The organism is Metasolibacillus fluoroglycofenilyticus, assembly GCF_003049645.1.
GTDB classification, from domain to species: Bacteria; Bacillota; Bacilli; order Bacillales_A; family Planococcaceae; genus Metasolibacillus; species Metasolibacillus fluoroglycofenilyticus.
Genome location: NZ_PYWK01000001.1, coordinates 1,458,518 through 1,475,691 on the forward strand (window position 1 = coordinate 1,458,518; position 17,174 = coordinate 1,475,691).

The window sequence follows — 17,174 nt, forward strand, 5'->3', positions numbered from 1 at the left end:
TTCAAATGCCATCTTTTCTGCGATTTGCTTTTGTTTGAATGGCTTCGCGGGCAAGAGCATCGGCAGCACGATTTTCCTTTTCTGGAATCCATTTAATGAAAAAGAGCTCAAATGTTTCGATTAATTCCTCTGCACGTGCTAAGTAAGGCTTAAACTCTTCATTTTTGACATAGGATTTTTCAATGGAGGCGACAACAATTTTGGAATCAGAGCGTAAAGAAACCAATGTTGCACCTAATTGCTGTGCTTCCTCTAGGCCACGTATAAGGGCTGTAAATTCGGCGATATGATTATTCGTTTCACCGATGTATTCACTAATTAATAGATGATGTCCCTCACCTTTTAAAAACAAACCGATGCCACTTGGACCAGGATAGCCTGCGCTTGCACCATCAATATAAACTTCTAACATATCAATCCCTCATTTTCCGTCTTTTACTGAATATAATTATAAGCCGAAACGATGAATAATGGACAAAATAATTTGTAAAGAAGTATAATAAGGAAATGCAAAAAGGGGGGAGCGAAATTGAATAAAGTATCTGTTATGCAAGAGATTGATTTTATTACGGATATGTATTGTGTCGACTGCCCTATTATTCGTGAGTTGCGACAAAAGCGTGGGAAGCCAGGTGCACATAAGTTTTGTATTGAATCTTGCACAGTGGGGGAACAGCTACAATTTTTAGGGCAAGAATTGATGAAAATTAATGATAAATAATTAAATTAAAGGAGATGGCTCAGCCATCTCCTTATTTTTTCATTATGCAGTTGCGAGCTGGTAGGCAAGCATATCTTGATAATATTTATTAAGTGATGTGGCAGAAATGCCGAATTGCTCAGCTATTTCTTTCACTGTAAAGGAAGCCTCAAATAAAGCACGCTCTTGTCCAAAACGAATTGCTCCTGCCGCAATTGCGGCAGCTTTGCGCGCTGCTGGCTGCTGCTCTACTAAATAATCCTCTAAAATAGGTATAAGTTGCGCATCGTTTAATGTATGCAATTGTAAGAATTGCTTTACTTGCGCTAACACATCTGCTTCAAAGGAAGTAAATTCCTCTCCTACATAGCCATTTTCCACAAGCAATTGCCAAAAGGCAAGATGATTCTTTTGTAAAAATTGCGCTGCTTGTTCAGAGCTTGGGCAGCTATTTACAAAAGTTTGGAAAACTTTCTCGTATTCAGAAGAGAAGAAAATAAGCGTAGAGACTGCTAGGAAATGGTTTTCCTGCTCTGACCCGTCCGGTAACAAGAAGGTAAAGATTTGCATACCTTCAGGAATCGGTTTTTTGTTTTCACGGCGGATTTTATAGCTTTCTTTTGTCATTGCATGTGTTGCATGAATATATTGCTCATCTACATGCGAAATCGCTCCGATAAACATTGCTGGTGATGTCCAATTATCTAATAAGCGAACCGTTGCAGGACGAACTGTTTTCTTGCTCACCTTTTTTAAATAGCCTGTCCAAATATCAGGTCTAACGTGGAAGAAAAACTCATCTAAAGCAACCGCTTCAATTAGCTCTTGTTGTAGGTAATCTTGTAGCTTAGGGTTCCAAGCTTGTACAAGTTCAATAAATTGCAAAGTATCTTTACGCTGTGGGTAAGTTTCATAAAAGCTTTGTAAAATCATCTCTATTTCTTCGTTAAATAGTGAGGCAGATGTTACCTGTGCTTTTCCTTCACAGCATTTTTTATATTTTTTGCCGCTACCACAAAGGCATGGATCATTACGTCCAATCATTTTTTTACACGTCCTTTATATGTTGTTTCATCGTTTACGACATTGCGTAATTACGGTTCAGATTATTTTCCACTTGCGAAAAAATCACATTTTCTATCATACAATGTGTTTTATTTCTTGAAAACTAATTGTATATTTCGAACTGTCAGAATAAGGCGCGCCTATTAGTATATATTCCGCTATGTAAAAAAATAGAACAGGGTGTTTAAAAAGAAGGGGACTGAAAAGTAGATTTGCCACATAAATTGTGATTCAAACTAATTTTTAAATTTATTGAATCTAATAAAAGGTAGGAATAATATTATCAGAAATTAACATGCGTGTTGATTAGCCTTTATTTTGCAGGGAATACTTAACAATTCATGATTTTCGCTTCAAAGAATTCTCTTGTTATTTTAATGAATGAGCCCTTTAAAGAAGCACTGCCGAAAGCGTCCCAAAAGTCGGCTATGCACGGCTTTTTGGACGCTCCTCCATTTTAGTATGATTTTTCCTCAATTGCTTGTTGTCGCATAAAGCGGAGCTGATGAAGTTGCTCAAACTGCGCAACGATATTACCTGCCAAAATAAACAGCCCACCAATTAATAATTGCATCGTTAATACTTCACCTAAGAACACAAGGGCAAAAATAGCCGCAAAAATAGGCTCTAAAGAGAAAATTAGACCGGTATGTGTGGGGGAAGTATATTGCTGTACGACGGATTGCCCAATAAAGCAGAATGCACTACATATGATACCTAAACCAAGAATTGCAATCCAGCCAGATGTTGTTGTTGGGATTTGAGGTATTTCGAAAAATAAACAAAAAATAGCACCGAAAATACCTGCAAAGCCTAATTGGTAAACACCATAGGCAATCGAGTCAACATTTTTCGTAAATTTGCTGTTTAAAATTAAATAGATAGCGTAGCAAACCGCAGCAATAGCTACTAAAATATCACCTATTTGGAACGACATAGATTCCTTTAAAGTTAAAATTGAAATACCAATCATTGTCATCACGATTGCAAAGCTTACGGCACGTGACGGTAGCTTTCTTTCTAAAAGGCTTACAAAAATAGGGACAAGCACGACCGTCAAGCTTAAAATAAAGCCTGCGTTGGATGCTGAAGTTGTTTGCAAACCAAACAATGATAGTGAAAATACAATGAATAAAAGAAAGCCTTGAATACCTGCATAAAAACAAGTTTTCTTGTTTATTTTCAACATTTTTTTATAAAAAATAAGACCGGCCACTGCAAATGCAATGATACATCTGAGGGCAACGATATTATATGTTTCGAGCGCATCCAAGCCCATGACCATGAACGTATATGACAATCCCCAAAACATCGTCACAATCACCATTAATATATTTGCCTTACTTTGTATGCTCAAAACATTCACCCCATCCTCGCCAAACAAATTGCTATAGAAAACAATATAAACTGTCCTTTACGATTAGTAAAACGAATGTTTATAATATGTAATATGAATAATTTTCATGTATAAAAAACTGGACGTTTTCTCCAATAATGAAAGCATTATGATATTTGCAATGAAAAAACAACTGCTAGAGGTGTAATAGAGTTTAATTGAGGGAATAGGGAGGCAGCTATGAGCTTAGTAAAATATGAAATTTTAAATAAAGTAGCAGAGGTGCAAAGCTTCACAGAGGCTGCACAGCTACTCGGATTAACGCAATCGGCTGTTAGCCATGCAATTTCAAGTTTAGAAAAGGAATTTGGGTTTGCTTTAATTCATCGCAATCGCAATGGAGTGAGGCTGACAACAGAGGGACAAACGATGCTGCTCGCGATGCGGCAAGTATTGCAGGCGGAGGAATTATTGCAGCAGGAGGCCGCGAATATTGTCGGTGTAACAAAAGGAACAGTACGCATTGGGCTGATTTCGAGTATTTCTACACAGTGGATGCCGAATATTATTCATTCCATTGATGACCAATATCCAGGTATTAAAATAGAATTACGGGAAGGCGATTATTATGAAATTGAGCAGTGGCTGATTAACGGGGAAATAGATTGTGGCTTTCTAAATCGAACAAGCTCAAAGCGATTTAATTTTATGCCATTAAAAAAAGATTATTTATTTTGTATCGTATCTTCGAAAAGTCACCTATATAATAAAAAGGAGATTGATTTATTTGAAATTGCGCAAGAGCCATTTATTATGCCGTCTTACCGTGGCATGAATGATGTAATGACGACATTTGAAAAGCACGGCATTAAGCCAAATATCCGCTTTGAGCTTTTTGATGATTGGGGAATTATGTCGATGGTTGGACAGCATGTAGGTGTGTCGATTATGCCAAAGCTTGTCTTATCACAGCTACCGCAAAACGTTCGAGTTATCCCGCTAAAGCAGGAAAGTTTTCGAACGATAGGAATCGCTACAAAGCAAACATTATCACCAGCTGCGAAAAAATTTGTAGAAGTATTAAAGCAATGGCTAGAGGAAAATGAAGAAAATTTAACAGATAAAGAAAAGCTGTAAGAGGGGCTGTTTTGATACAGTTCTTTACGGATGGCTAGTATTCACTACAATGAATAAGGAGAGGGAAAAATGCTACGAGGAAAAAAAATTGTGATAACAAGTGGCGGTACGCTTGAGAAATGGGATCAAGTGCGCGGACATACGAATTTATCAAAGGGTATTATGGGCTGCTATTTAGCTGAAGATGCGCTAGATTATGGTGCGGAAGTAATTTATATGCATGGCTATTTTGCCAAATTGCCTGAGCGTATAGAACAAATGCGTAAAATCGGCTTTGAAGGCATTGAGGATTTAGCGGGCAAATTACAAAAGCTATTACAGGAGGAATCAATTGATATCGTCATCATGGCTGTTGCGGGCTCGGATTGGGTTGTAGACCAAGTATTTGACCAAGCGGGAAATGCTTTAGCAGCCCATGGAAAGATGCCTTCTGATGAACCACCGACAATTCGCTTTAAAAAAGCGCCAAAAATATTGCCACAAATTAAAGGCTGGGCTCCCAATGTGACATTGGTCGGCTTTAAGCTAGAAGCAACGACAGAACCTGAGTATTTAATCGAGCGTGCAAAACTGCGCATGGCGACATCAAGTGCACAGTACACAGTAGCGAATAGCTCACAATCATTATACGGCAACGATGCATTACATTTAATCGTTCATCAAAATGGACAAGTAACTGAGGCAAATGGCAAAAAAGAAGCAAGCAAAAAACTAATCGCTTTATTAGCAGAGCTTGAATAGGGGGAAAACAAATGGCAAGCGAGCGTGTGCATACATATTTGCAAACACATCAATATGCTGAACAAATTTTAACATTTTCTGAATCAACGGCGACAGTCGAGCAAGCAGCAAAAGCTTTAAATGTTATTCCAGCGAGAATCGCAAAAACATTAGCCTTTTACACGTCAGAAGGTACGGCATTTTTAGTAGTCGCAGCTGGAGACGCAAAAATTGATAATGCAGCTTTTAAGATAGCTTTTCATGTAAAAGCAAAAATGCTTAGTCCTGATGATGTTTTAACATATACAGGACATCCAGTAGGAGGCGTATGCCCATTCGCGTTAGCAACAAATATACCTGTCTATTTGGATATTTCATTGCAGCGTTTTACAACTGTTTTTCCTGCATGTGGCACAGCAAATTCAGCGATTGAACTAACATGCGAGCAGCTACAGCAACTTTCAAATGCGAAAGATTGGGTGAATGTTTGTAAAGCATGGGATTCGGAAGTAAATCAATAACCTTCGAGCATTTAACTGTTGATGCTTTTAAGATTAGGATGAAAGTGTAATTGATGATACAGTTAAAAAACTACTTGTTAATATAGGAAAAGGGGGATTACTATGTATGAGTTAGACCATATTGTTCATTTTGTAGATAAGCCAGAACGGACAATGGAAGAGATGCAAGCACACGGTTTTCACGCAGTACAAGGTGGACAGCATAAGCAATGGGGAACATACAATACGTTAAGCTATTTCGATTTAACATATATTGAGTGGATTGGTATTAATGATGAGTCACAGTTTGCCATTGCTGCACAAAAACCTTATACATTGCATGAAACATATGAGAAAAAGGGACGGAAAAATGGCTTTGCTCGCATTGCGATTCGAACAACAACAATTGAGCGAGATGCGGAGATGTTTCGCAAGGCAGGACTAGAGGTAAATGGTCCTGAACATTTTTCACGTACAAGACCAGATGGTACGGTGATTGGTTGGCAGTTACTTCATATCGGTCATCCTGAGCAACGTTTTGACTTCCCATTTTTCATTCAATGGGATTTGGCGAACGAGGAGCGTCGTGCTGAATATAGAGAGCAAAATATTATCGCTCCACATCCTAAAGGTGATATGAAACTAACAGAGGTCGCTTATTTAGTGAATCGTCTCGATTTTATCAAGCAGCTACAGCAATTAGGTCAATTGCAGGCAGAAGAACAGTTTGATGAGCAACTGAATGCAATCAAATATACACTTTATTTACAAAATGCAAGCATTGTTTGCTACTGCGCGCAAGGCGAAGGAGTCATTTGGGATGCTATGTTAGCCGACGGATTAGGCATTCATACGGTTCTCTTTGAAGGAGCTACAGAGCAGCAAACGATTGTTTGTGAAAATGCAACGTATGTTATGAAATAAATTTATAATATAAAAAAATGTAGACAAAGGTAATGCGTCTTTGTCTACATTTTCTTATAATTTAGAGACGTTTGCTGCCTGCGGTCCTCGGTTGCCTTCTACAATTTCAAATGCTACGTCTTGTCCTTCTTCTAATTGACGGAAGCCTTCTCCGATGATGCCGGTGAAATGAACGAAAACATCCTCACCGTTCGTACATTCAATAAAGCCATAACCTTTTTCGTTATTAAACCATTTGACCTTTCCTTGATGCATGAGCGTTCGCCTCCCATACTTGCGGATTAAATTTCAAAATGTCGAAAAATTAAGACAATTATGCATTATAATATACGTTATTGATGCTTTATTGTCAATAATTTGGCGAATTTTGACGCTTTTTCCCCGATTTTTTTTTACTAAATGCTTTATAATAAGAGTAACATCATTCAGCGGATGTCACTGATTTTTCGAGCTTGCTCGAAAGAATTTGGACTAAAGTTAGCTGAGGCGTAATTGACTAAGGATAGAAAGCAGGGAATAATATGACACTGACAAAGTATTTATCCGATTTAGAAATTGCTAATAACGCAAAAATGCAACCTATTACTGATATTGCGAAGAAAGCTGGCATCCCAGAGCAGGCGATTGAGCAATATGGTCGCTACAAGGCAAAAATCGACGTAAATCATATTGCGTCTACGAAAACAGGGAAGGTTGTGCTTGTGACAGCAACAAGTCCAACGCCTGCTGGAGAAGGGAAGTCTACTGTGACAGTTGGACTAGCAGATGCGTTGCAGCAATTAAGTAAAAATGTGATGGTCGCATTGCGTGAGCCTTCATTAGGACCTGTAATGGGTGTAAAAGGAGGCGCGACAGGTGGCGGTTATGCACAAGTTGTACCAATGGAAGATATTAACTTGCACTTTACTGGCGACCTGCATGCAATTACAACAGCAAACAATGCGCTCGCAGCATTTATCGATAATCATATCCATCAAGGAAATGAATTAAACATTGACCCACGTCGTATTATTTGGAAGCGCGTGTTAGATTTAAACGACCGCGCGTTACGCAAAGTGACAATTGGCTTAGGCGGACCATTACAAGGTGTTCCGCGTGAGGACGGATTTGATATTACAGTGGCATCTGAGATAATGGCTATTTTTTGTCTAGCAACGAGCATTGATGATTTGAAAAAGAGATTGGCTAATATTGTTATTGGCTACACATATAAGCGCGAGCCTGTATTTGTCCATCAATTAGGTGTGGAAGGTGCGCTAACATTATTATTAAAGGAAGCATTTAAGCCGAATTTAGTGCAAACACTTGGCGGTACACCTGCTTTAATTCATGGTGGGCCATTTGCCAATATTGCGCATGGCTGTAACTCTGTTATCGCAACACAAACAGCGCGTAAACTAGCTGATATCGTCGTAACAGAGGCTGGTTTTGGAGCGGATTTAGGTGCGGAAAAATTTATGAACATTAAAGCACGTCAAAGTGGTATCTCACCAGATGCGGTTGTTATCGTTACAACTATTCGTGCATTAAAAATGCATGGCGGTGTCGCAAAAGCGGATTTACAAACGGAAAATGCACAGGCAGTATCACAAGGAATTGCCAACTTAGCTCGTCATATTGAAAGCGTTCGTGCATTTGGTGTAGAGCCTGTTATTGCGTTAAATCGCTTCGTAACAGATTCAGAGGCTGAATTAGCCGTCGTTCTAACTTGGGCGAAGGACAATGCCGTGCGCATCGCTCGGACAAATGTTTGGGAGGAAGGCGGAGAAGGTGGTATCGAGCTCGCGAATGAAGTATTGCAAGTGCTTGAAACAACCCAAAACTTCCATCATTTATATGATTTATCTGAAACAGTGGAACAAAAAATTACAACAATCGTACAAAAAGTATATGGTGGTGTCGGTGTTCAATTAACGGATAGCGCCAAAAAGCAGCTTGTACAAATTGAAAAACTTGGTTGGGATGTACTACCTATCTGCATGGCGAAAACACAGTATTCGCTATCAGACCAACCGACTTTACTAGGACGACCGGAAAACTTTATGATTACCATTCGCGAAATCGTGCCAAAATTAGGTGCGGGCTTCTTAGTATGTCTAACAGGCGAAATTATGACGATGCCGGGCTTACCAAAAGAGCCAGCAGCGTTAAAAATGAATGTAGCAGCAGATGGGCATGCAGAAGGATTGTTTTAAATGAGTGTGATTGCAAAGTGTAAAGAGCTCGTACAACAAATATATGAGCAAATGGATGCAAGCCATGATTTTCAGCATATCGAGCGGGTTATGATGAATGCGGAAGCCATTTTGCAAACAGAGAGGGCTGCGGATGCAAAAATCGTCAAGTTAGCCGTGTATCTACACGATGTAAGCGATGCAAAATATGCTAAGGATAAATCGGCGCAAAATGCTATTTTAGAGCAGCTGTCTATAACAGCTACTGAACGCAAGCATATCGAGGATATTATTGAATCAGTGTCATTTAGCGGTGGGAATTCACTTGAAGCAAAAACAATTGAGGCAAAAATTGTGCGTGATGCCGACCGTTTAGACGCGATTGGCGCTGTCGGCATCGCTCGCACATTTGCCTATGGCGGTGCAAAAGGGCGCAAGCTGTACGACGATGCAGAGCAAGCGCGCATCCACATGACAGCGGATGAATATCGTGCAAAATCAACAGCATCTGTCACCCATTTTTATGAAAAGCTGTTGTTATTAAAAGATTTAATGGTAACCGCAAAAGGTCGTGAAATGGCTGAGGCCCGCCATCGTTTTATGGAGCAATTTTTACAGCAGCTAACGAAAGAAAAAAACGGAGATGCCTAAAACGAGGCACTCCGTTTTTTTATTCGAATCGAATATTTTCCGAGAGCGTTTGTATTGCTTGCCAATTAGTGATTTTGATAGAATTATGATTTCTTTCAATGATATGCTGTTCTGCCCATTGATGGAGAACGCGATTAATATGGCGATTCGTTGTACCGATTAAAGCGGCAATTTCCTGAAGGCTTTGCACCTTCAAATAGTCATTTGAGGCCTCTGCTGATTCAATTGTACATAAATACGCAGCAAGCTTTACCGCAACAGAAGAGAGCGCATTAACACGCGATAACGTCGTGCATGTTTTCAATTTGAATGTTAGCTCTTCAAGCAGTAGCTGTGTAAAGCTTGCATCAAATTTAAAAGTTTGTTCATATGATTGCTGAGAGATAAATAAAAAAATACAATTGTCATTTGCAATACAATTTGATTGAATACGACAGTTTTGAAATAGCTCAATATCACCTGCAATAGAGGGAGGAGTACATTTTCGGAGTAACAGCTCTTTTCCATTAATCTCTGGGCTCAATACGTTATAGCTTCCAGAAATCAAAAAATAGAGGCCATCTACTTCTTCACCAGCCAGTAATATCGCTCCCCCCTTTTCAAATGTTCGGAATTCAGTTTTATTTAGGCTTTCAATTGGAATTGATTCATTGTAAAGTATAGAAAATTGTTTAAACAGATTATGCATGCTTGGGACACCTGTCCTTTATTAAATATTTCATCTTATTATACTAAAGAGCAGAGGTGAAGTAAGATGTATTTTGTATTTGATGTAGATGGAACGATTTCCTTTGATGGAGAAACGATTAGTGAAGAAATCCAGCAGGCGATTTTGCTGTTAATGGAGGCAGGCCATAACGTTGTATTTGCCTCCGCGCGTCCGATTCGCGACCTTTTACCTATACTGCCTAAAAACTTTCATAAATGTCGTTTAATTGGTGGAAATGGTGCATTTATAAAAGCTCGGGAAAAGGTGGAAGCCATCTATTTTGAACAAATGACGACAGAGAAGCTTCTACAAATAATTAGACGCTATCAATTAACGTATTTAGCAGATGGCGATTGGGATTTTGCTTATACGGGGGATGTAGCTCATCCAATTTACAAACGAATTCATTTTCAAGCAGCAAAGAATTTAAGGCTTGATGAATTACGGCAAATTTGCAAGCTCGTTTTATTTGATGTACCAGATGAGGCAAAGCATATGCTATTAAAACTGCCTTTATCTGTTTCGCAATATGTGTCAGAAAACATTCTTGATGTTAGCCCTTTAGGTGTACATAAAGCAAGAGGTTTGCGGCAACTTGGCATTGATAGTTTTATAGCATTCGGTAACGATATGAATGATCGCACCTTATTTGAGGCGGCGCAGTATAGCGTTTGCGTAGGGGAGGGGGAAGTATCAAAATTTGCTTCAATCGTTATAACTAAAAATCAGGTAGCAAATACAATTCGACAATTTGCTAATAAAGAAATGAATGGGGGAATTGAGCAATGATAATACCAGAGAAATTGAAAATTGGGGATGAAATTCGTGTGATTGCGCCTAGTAGAAGCATGAAAATATTAGGTGATGAAGGGGTAAGAAGGGCTGTGCATACACTAGAAAGTATGGGCTTTAAGGTGAGCTTTGGGGAGCATACGAATGCCTGTGATTCTCAAAATTCTTCTTCCATTGCGCAGCGGGTGGCTGATATTCATTCGGCATTTGCTAATAAAAATATTAAAGCTATTTTGACCGCAATTGGCGGTTTTAATAGCAATGAGCTACTACCGTATTTAGATTATGAATTAATTGCGGAAAACCCAAAAATATTATGTGGCTACAGTGATATTACAGCACTTGCAACTGCAATACATAAAAGATGCCAATTTATCACTTATTCAGGCCCACATTTTTCAAGCTTTCAAATGAAAGGCTTACAAGCATATCAAACGAAGTATTTTGAACAATGTTTTATGAATGAGGAGGCTTATGACATTGTTCCATCTGGAAAATGGAGCGATGATTTATGGTTTTTAGACCAAGACAATCGCCAATATGAGGAAACAGAATGGAAGGTATACACAGAGGGACAAGCACAAGGTAAATTATATGGGGGCAATCTTTGTACACTCAATTTGCTGCAAGGCACACAGTATATGCCTGACTTAAATGATTGTATTTTATTTATTGAAGATGATGAAATGACAATTCCAGAAACTTTTGCGCGCGATTTAACTTCGCTGTTACAAGTGTCAAAGAATGTAAACGCATTGTTAATTGGTCGTTTCCAAAGGGAAAGTAAAATAACAAAGGAGCAGCTTCATTTTATTTTAGATAAGCACCCGTTATTGCAGGGGATTCCTGTTATGTATGATGTCGATTTCGGACACACACAGCCAATTATGACCTTGCCAATTGGCGGAGAAGTTGCCATTGATACGATGAATAAAAAAATCTCAGTCATGCGTTTTTAATATAGAGGAGTTGTTCGAAAAATCCATTTTGTTTTGTCACCGCATTGAAATCAATGTTTTCATCACTTCCCTTTTACTGAAAGCTAACACTGCTAAAGCCAATGTTCATCCCATTTTTAAAAGAGGCGCTTTCTGTTTATCCCGTATTAACAAATTTGTTTGCGACGAGTAACCGCAGGAGCACAGACCCCCACTGATTGAAGGTTCACTTTATCCCGTATTAACAGGCTGTAAGACCCCCATCTCAAAACAGCAGGTGAAATCAAAATATTTAAGAGGGGGTCAAACAGTCTGTAAAAACCCGAATGGTGAAACTACCAATCAGTGGGGATAAGACCCCCCTACTGATTGAAGGTTCACTTTATATGAATCAACATTTTGTGAAACATCATCGCTACTGTCCAAAAGACCGGCTATGCACGGCTTTTTGGACAGCCCCTTTCGCAATAATTAATCTAGATAACTTAAAGAAAAGGATAGATAATATCAATATCTTTCGAAAAATGCTTATTATTTTTTAGCTTAGAAAGAGAACCATCTATAAAATAATCTCAACTTGTGCAATTCATATATAAATCATCTATAATTAAAAGATAAGTAATTGATTGATGAAAGAGATGAGAACAAATGAGTCATTTAATCGTATCGAATTTAACGAAAACGGTAGGCGATAAAACTTTATTTAACAATATTGAATTCACTATATACGAAGGGGAGCGTGCGGGGTTAATTGGCATTAATGGTACAGGGAAATCGACGCTGCTATCCATTTTGGCGAAGGTGCAAGAGGCAGACCAAATGGAGCTTGACCATCCGAATAAATACCGCATTGCATACTTACAGCAAGACCCGACGTTTGCACAAGGTGAAACCGTTTTACAGGCAGTGTTTGCTGGCGATTCTCCAGTGCTTCAATTAAATCGTACATATGAGGAGGCTCTTGCTAAATTAGCCGCAGAGCCAACAAATGAAACACTGCAAAAGCAACTGTTCCACTTGCAGCAGCGCATGGATGCTGAAGGGGCATGGGATGTCAATGCGCTTGCCAAGCAAGCATTGACGAAATTAGGAATTGATATGTTTGAGCGTGCTGTGACAGAGCTATCGGGAGGTCAGCAGAAGCGTGTGGCACTTGCACGCGTCCTAATTGAGCCGGCTGATTTATATTTACTTGACGAGCCGACGAACCATTTAGATATTGAATCGACTGAATGGCTACAGGAAATGGTAACACGTTTAAAGGGAGCGGTGATTTTCATTACCCATGACCGCTACTTTTTAGATGAGGTAGCAACGCATATTTATGAGCTAGCTGACCAAACACTGTATCGTCATACAGGGAATTATGCCGATTATCTAGAGGCGAAAGCATTGCGTGAGGAAATGTCAGCAGCGACGCAGGCAAAATTGCGTAACCGCTATCGCAATGAGCTGAAATGGATTCGCCGTGGTGCAAAAGCTAGAACGACAAAGCAAAAGGCTCGTATTCAGCGATTTGAGGAGCTTGATGAAAAAATCGACCGCACGCAAGAGGATGCTAATTTAGAAATGGCACTTGCGACAACACGTTTAGGTAAAAAAGTATTAGAGGCGGAAAGTATTTCGAAGCAGTTTGCTGAGCGCGTTATTTTACAGGACTTTAGCTTTTTAATCCAACAAGGTGACCGCATTGGAATAATCGGTGCTAACGGTCATGGTAAATCGACATTGCTCAATATTTTAGCAGGGGAGCTTGAGCCAGATAAAGGCGAGGTTGTTGTAGGCACTACTGTTAAGCGACTCCATTTTAAACAGGCGTTACCGAAAATGAACGAGCAGCAACGAATGATTGAATATGTGCGTGAAGCATCTAATGATATTACTGATGCGGATGGTGTTCGCTTTAGCGCGGCACAAATGTTAGAGCGCTTTTTATTCCCTCTCCATACGCATGGTACGCCAATTGGCAAGCTTTCAGGTGGAGAGCGTAAACGTCTACATTTGCTACGTCTTTTAATGGAACAGCCAAATGTCCTTTTACTCGATGAGCCAACAAATGATTTAGACATTGAAACGCTCGGCGTGCTCGAGGACTTTATTGAGCAATTCCCTGGCGTAGTCATTACAATTTCTCATGACCGCTTTTTCTTAGATCGCATTGCTAAAAAGCTGTGGATTTTAGATGGTAAAGGGCAAGTCGAAGAAAGCTTAATGCTTTATTCGGAGTACTTAATACACAGTGCAAAAGAGCAGCAGCAAGCGCAAAAAGAAGTGAAGCAGGATAAAACGAAGCAAGAAAAAGTGAAGCAGGAAAAGAAAAAACTAAGCTTTAAAGAGCAAAAAGAATGGGAAACAATTGCCGCAAATATTGAAAAGATAGAGCAGCAAATTATGGAGACGGAAGATGGTATTGCGACAGCAGGTGCTGATTTTACGAAATTGCAGGAGCTCACGCAAAAGCTAGATGAATTAAATGCAATATATGAGCAATTAATTGAACGCTGGAGTTACTTAGATGAAATTGTCAATGGATAGGAGAAGTGAATGATGAAAATTGTTACGATTGAACCAACACCAAGTCCCAATTCAATGAAAATTGTAATTGACCAAGAGCTACCATTTGGTAAAAGCTTTAACTATACGAAGGATAATATTGCAGAAGCACCAGCTTATATTCAGGCTATTTTTGCTGTTGATGGCGTGAAGGGGATTTATCATGTGGCGGATTTTTTAGCAATAGAGCGCAATGCTAAATTTGCTTGGGAAAATATTTTATCGAGTATTCGTATTGCATTAGGCGAAAACGATACGACAAATACTGTAGAAAATCAAGCGGTCAGCCATTTTGGAGAAGTATATGTCCATGTACAAATGTTTAAAGGGTTGCCATTGCAAGTAAAGGCCTTTGATAGCGAAGGTGAGGTGCGCCTTTCTACAGGGGATGCTTACTCAGCAGCTTTTCAGCATATCCAAACAAAGGATAGTGATGAAAACTATATTTTCTTGCGTAAATGGGTAGATTATGGTGTGCGTTACGGCGATAAACAAGAAGTAGCGGAAAATGTGCTACAAGAAGTATGGGCGACATATCCGACAGAGCGTATTGATGAAATTGTAGAGGCTGCAAACAATAAGGCGAACTATACACCAGCACCTCGCGAAAAGATAACTTTGGCACAACTACAGCAAACAGAGGATTGGCAACAACGCTTTCAATTGCTTGACCAAATGCCAGACCCCAATGTGGAAGATATCGAAATGCTGAGCTTTGCATTAAAGGATGACCAAATGGCCATCCGACGTTTAGCAACGGTCTATCTTGGCATGATTGAAGATGTGGCTGTCGTACCAGCACTTGAGCAGGCTTTGCAAGATAAAAGTGCTGCAGTGCGACGCACAGCGGGAGATTGCATGAGTGATTTAGGCTTTGTTGAATTTGAACAAGCAATGATTACCGCTCTACAAGATAAAAACAAGCTAGTGCGCTGGCGTGCAGCAATGTTCTTATATGAAACAGGTACAACAAGCTCATTGCAGGCATTACAAAATGCAGCAAACGATGTGGAATTTGAAGTGAAGCTTCAAGTGAAAATGGCAATTGCACGAATTGAGCAAGGTGAAGAAGCGAAAGGCTCTGTTTGGAAACAAATGACGGAGATTCGTTCAAATGATTAAAAAAGAAGCATGTGAGATTTTTCTTTCTCTCACATGCTTCTTTTGCTTGAATCGAAATCAGAAAAGTTATAATTTTATAATTTTTAACAAAAAGATGTTATAGGGAATTGTTTCGTATATAATTATACTCATATTTGTAATGAGAAGAAGGTGAATAAGATGTCTATACGCACGAAAATTTTTCTTAGTTTCGCGGCTATTTTACTACTAGTATTAATTGCATCTAGTATAAACTATACACAGCTTCAAAGAGTTCAGTCAATGTATGAAAGAATGATTGAAGAGGAGCAAGCAAATGTCTTAACGATTGCCGATATTCGTAATAATATGAGCACACAAGGCATGCTTGTTCGACAGTACGTAATCTCAGGTGATTTAAGCATCTTACCTGAAATAATTGAGCAACGAGAGCAAATGACTGAATTAATTGAGTCATTAGAAATAAATAATCGAGATTCATATGTGAGCGAGGAGCTTGTCGCTATCGATGGTGCTACGGGGGAATTTAATCTGGCGATGGCTGATGCAATCGCACAGACGAAGGCACTGAATTACGAGAAAGCTAAAGCAATCATTAACAATAATTTGCGCCCACCAAACCAAAATTTAATTAAAAGTGCAGCAAATTTAAAAGAGCATTATGAGGCAAACTTAGAAAAAATACAGCAGGAAGCTAAAAGTACAGCTAATACGGCATCGCTACTTAGCATCATTGTACTTGTATTAAGTATTGTAGCTTCATTGATTATAAGTTTCGTGATGAGCAAAAGCTTTTTAAGACCTATTAAGCAATTGCAGTCTGCTTTGACAGTCGTCGCACAAGGTAATCTACAGCAGGAGAATGTAGAAGTTAAATCAAAGGATGAATTTCGCGATTTGGCAAATTCATTTAATACGATGAAAACAGAGCTGAAATCGATTATCGTTTCCGTAGCAAAAAATACGACAAAGCTATCGCAGTCTAGTGAGCAGCTAACAAAAAATACAGATGAAGTGGCATCCTCAGTGCAACAAACTTCAGAAGTAGCAGATAAACTAGCAAAGGGTTCCCATAATTCAGCAACTGCTGCGAATGAAAGTGCGACAGCAATGGACGCGACAGCAGAGGCGGTGCAAAAAATTGTTCATTCAACAGTAGCATTGCATACAAACGCATTGACTACACAAACATTGGCAAACGAGGGTGGCAGCAATATAGAGGTTGCCGAAAAGCAAATGCAGGCGATTCAGCAATCCACTTCATTAACGAACAATTTAATCAATCAACTTATTGAACGCTCGAATGAGATTGATAAAATTACTGCTGCAATTACTGAAATTACCGAGCAAACAAATTTATTAGCCTTGAATGCGGCGATTGAGGCGGCACGTGCTGGTGAGCATGGGAAAGGTTTCTCTATCGTAGCAGATGAAGTTCGTCGATTAGCGGAGCAATCCAAGCATTCTGCTGCAGCGATTGTGCAAGTAACAACAGCAATTCGTCAAGACACAGAGCATGTGTCTCAGGCGATACAGGAAAGCGTTCAAAACGCTGTGACCGGGGTAGCGGTCGTACAAACTGCTGGTGAAACATTTAATAAAATTCACACAGCGATTGAAGAGATGACAGAAGAAATCGGCGAAGTATCGTCATTGACTGAGCATATTTCAGCAACGGCAGAGGAGGTAGCCGCCTCTGTTGCTCATATAGCTTCTGATGCGAATGATGCAGCAAGCTACACGCAAGAAGTGGCGAGCACAATCGAGCAGCAAGTAAATGTTTTACAAGAATTAAACTCGATTTCCGTAGAATTAAAAAACCAATCCTTACATTTGCAAAATATTGTTGAAAAATTTGATTGTTGAGGGCATCC

At 39.3% G+C, this 17,174-nt stretch carries 17 protein-coding genes; 12 read left to right on the forward strand and 5 right to left on the reverse strand.

What is annotated here, in order from left to right:
- Position 1: 1 nt before the first annotated feature.
- The gene (locus tag C9J36_RS06765) at positions 2-412 is read right to left on the reverse strand and encodes a ribonuclease HI family protein (protein ID WP_066163562.1); all 411 of its coding nucleotides are present in this window, start codon (positions 410-412) and stop codon (positions 2-4) included.
- A gap of 117 nt (positions 413-529) precedes the next feature.
- Between C9J36_RS06765 and C9J36_RS06770 the strand changes: the two genes are divergently transcribed.
- Positions 530-721, forward strand: a complete 192-nt coding sequence (locus C9J36_RS06770) for a zinc-finger domain-containing protein (RefSeq protein ID WP_107942594.1) — start codon at positions 530-532, stop codon at positions 719-721.
- A 42-nt stretch (positions 722-763) separates the two neighbouring features.
- Here the strand turns inward: C9J36_RS06770 and C9J36_RS06775 are convergent, their stop codons facing one another.
- Positions 764-1,744 carry a YecA family protein gene (locus C9J36_RS06775; RefSeq protein WP_107942595.1) on the reverse strand — a complete coding sequence of 327 codons (981 nt, stop codon included), beginning with the start codon at positions 1,742-1,744 and terminating at the stop codon, positions 764-766.
- A 478-nt stretch (positions 1,745-2,222) separates the two neighbouring features.
- On the reverse strand, positions 2,223-3,122 hold the full coding sequence (locus C9J36_RS06780; protein WP_066163554.1) for a DMT family transporter: 900 nt from the start codon (positions 3,120-3,122) through the stop codon (positions 2,223-2,225).
- Positions 3,123-3,341: 219 nt separating this feature from the next.
- Here C9J36_RS06780 and C9J36_RS06785 point away from each other — a divergent pair, with 219 nt between their 5' ends.
- From C9J36_RS06785 to C9J36_RS06800, 4 genes are all read left to right on the forward strand, one after another.
- A complete protein-coding gene (locus C9J36_RS06785) occupies positions 3,342-4,238 on the forward strand; it encodes a LysR family transcriptional regulator (protein ID WP_066163552.1) in 897 nt (298 codons plus the stop codon).
- 69 nt (positions 4,239-4,307) lie between these two features.
- Positions 4,308-4,979, forward strand: coding sequence for a phosphopantothenoylcysteine decarboxylase domain-containing protein (locus C9J36_RS06790; RefSeq protein WP_107942596.1), 672 nt, complete (start codon positions 4,308-4,310; stop codon positions 4,977-4,979).
- 11 nt (positions 4,980-4,990) lie between these two features.
- Positions 4,991-5,479: a YbaK/EbsC family protein gene (locus tag C9J36_RS06795; protein ID WP_107942597.1), complete on the forward strand. Its 489-nt coding sequence runs from the start codon at positions 4,991-4,993 to the stop codon at positions 5,477-5,479.
- Positions 5,480-5,581: 102 nt separating this feature from the next.
- Positions 5,582-6,382: a VOC family protein gene (locus C9J36_RS06800; protein WP_066163545.1), complete on the forward strand. Its 801-nt coding sequence runs from the start codon at positions 5,582-5,584 to the stop codon at positions 6,380-6,382.
- 54 nt (positions 6,383-6,436) lie between these two features.
- Here the strand turns inward: C9J36_RS06800 and C9J36_RS06805 are convergent, their stop codons facing one another.
- Entirely contained in the window at positions 6,437-6,637 is a 201-nt protein-coding gene (locus C9J36_RS06805) for a cold-shock protein (protein ID WP_066163543.1), read from the reverse strand.
- A 266-nt stretch (positions 6,638-6,903) separates the two neighbouring features.
- Between C9J36_RS06805 and C9J36_RS06810 the strand changes: the two genes are divergently transcribed.
- Complete coding sequence (locus C9J36_RS06810) at positions 6,904-8,577, forward strand: formate--tetrahydrofolate ligase (RefSeq protein ID WP_066163541.1); 1,674 nt, start codon at positions 6,904-6,906, stop codon at positions 8,575-8,577.
- Positions 8,578-9,207: an HD domain-containing protein gene (locus tag C9J36_RS06815; RefSeq protein WP_107942598.1), complete on the forward strand. Its 630-nt coding sequence runs from the start codon at positions 8,578-8,580 to the stop codon at positions 9,205-9,207.
- Positions 9,208-9,226: 19 nt separating this feature from the next.
- Here the strand turns inward: C9J36_RS06815 and C9J36_RS06820 are convergent, their stop codons facing one another.
- Entirely contained in the window at positions 9,227-9,895 is a 669-nt protein-coding gene (locus tag C9J36_RS06820; RefSeq protein ID WP_107942599.1) for a Crp/Fnr family transcriptional regulator, read from the reverse strand.
- A gap of 66 nt (positions 9,896-9,961) precedes the next feature.
- Between C9J36_RS06820 and C9J36_RS06825 the strand changes: the two genes are divergently transcribed.
- The 5 genes from C9J36_RS06825 to C9J36_RS06850 all read left to right on the forward strand — a co-directional run bounded on the left by C9J36_RS06825 (position 9,962) and on the right by C9J36_RS06850 (position 17,166).
- Positions 9,962-10,705, forward strand: a complete 744-nt coding sequence (locus C9J36_RS06825; RefSeq protein ID WP_107942600.1) for an HAD-IIB family hydrolase — start codon at positions 9,962-9,964, stop codon at positions 10,703-10,705.
- Positions 10,702-11,667 carry a S66 family peptidase gene (locus C9J36_RS06830; protein WP_107942601.1) on the forward strand — a complete coding sequence of 322 codons (966 nt, stop codon included), beginning with the start codon at positions 10,702-10,704 and terminating at the stop codon, positions 11,665-11,667. The genes C9J36_RS06825 and C9J36_RS06830 overlap by 4 nt, the downstream gene beginning before the upstream one ends.
- Positions 11,668-12,294: 627 nt before the next feature.
- A complete protein-coding gene (locus C9J36_RS06840) occupies positions 12,295-14,181 on the forward strand; it encodes an ABC-F family ATP-binding cassette domain-containing protein (RefSeq protein ID WP_066163535.1) in 1,887 nt (628 codons plus the stop codon).
- Between the two features lie 12 nt (positions 14,182-14,193).
- Positions 14,194-15,321, forward strand: coding sequence for a conserved virulence factor C family protein (locus C9J36_RS06845; RefSeq protein WP_107942603.1), 1,128 nt, complete (start codon positions 14,194-14,196; stop codon positions 15,319-15,321).
- Positions 15,322-15,480: 159 nt separating this feature from the next.
- Positions 15,481-17,166 (forward strand): methyl-accepting chemotaxis protein, encoded by a 1,686-nt coding sequence (locus C9J36_RS06850; protein ID WP_107942604.1) that lies wholly within the window; start codon positions 15,481-15,483, stop codon positions 17,164-17,166.
- Positions 17,167-17,174: the final 8 nt, after the last annotated feature.

Coding starts and splice junctions, on each gene's coding strand:
- C9J36_RS06765 (WP_066163562.1), bottom strand. CDS start 412: ATGTTAGAAGTTTATATTGATGGTGCAAGCGCAGGCTATCCTGGTCCA.
- C9J36_RS06775 (WP_107942595.1), bottom strand. CDS start 1,744: ATGATTGGACGTAATGATCCATGCCTTTGTGGTAGCGGCAAAAAATAT.
- C9J36_RS06785 (WP_066163552.1), top strand. CDS start 3,342: ATGAGCTTAGTAAAATATGAAATTTTAAATAAAGTAGCAGAGGTGCAA.
- C9J36_RS06790 (WP_107942596.1), top strand. CDS start 4,308: ATGCTACGAGGAAAAAAAATTGTGATAACAAGTGGCGGTACGCTTGAG.
- C9J36_RS06795 (WP_107942597.1), top strand. CDS start 4,991: ATGGCAAGCGAGCGTGTGCATACATATTTGCAAACACATCAATATGCT.
- C9J36_RS06800 (WP_066163545.1), top strand. CDS start 5,582: ATGTATGAGTTAGACCATATTGTTCATTTTGTAGATAAGCCAGAACGG.
- C9J36_RS06805 (WP_066163543.1), bottom strand. CDS start 6,637: ATGCATCAAGGAAAGGTCAAATGGTTTAATAACGAAAAAGGTTATGGC.
- C9J36_RS06810 (WP_066163541.1), top strand. CDS start 6,904: ATGACACTGACAAAGTATTTATCCGATTTAGAAATTGCTAATAACGCA.
- C9J36_RS06815 (WP_107942598.1), top strand. CDS start 8,578: ATGAGTGTGATTGCAAAGTGTAAAGAGCTCGTACAACAAATATATGAG.
- C9J36_RS06820 (WP_107942599.1), bottom strand. CDS start 9,895: ATGCATAATCTGTTTAAACAATTTTCTATACTTTACAATGAATCAATT.
- C9J36_RS06825 (WP_107942600.1), top strand. CDS start 9,962: ATGTATTTTGTATTTGATGTAGATGGAACGATTTCCTTTGATGGAGAA.
- C9J36_RS06830 (WP_107942601.1), top strand. CDS start 10,702: ATGATAATACCAGAGAAATTGAAAATTGGGGATGAAATTCGTGTGATT.
- C9J36_RS06840 (WP_066163535.1), top strand. CDS start 12,295: ATGAGTCATTTAATCGTATCGAATTTAACGAAAACGGTAGGCGATAAA.
- C9J36_RS06845 (WP_107942603.1), top strand. CDS start 14,194: ATGAAAATTGTTACGATTGAACCAACACCAAGTCCCAATTCAATGAAA.
- C9J36_RS06850 (WP_107942604.1), top strand. CDS start 15,481: ATGTCTATACGCACGAAAATTTTTCTTAGTTTCGCGGCTATTTTACTA.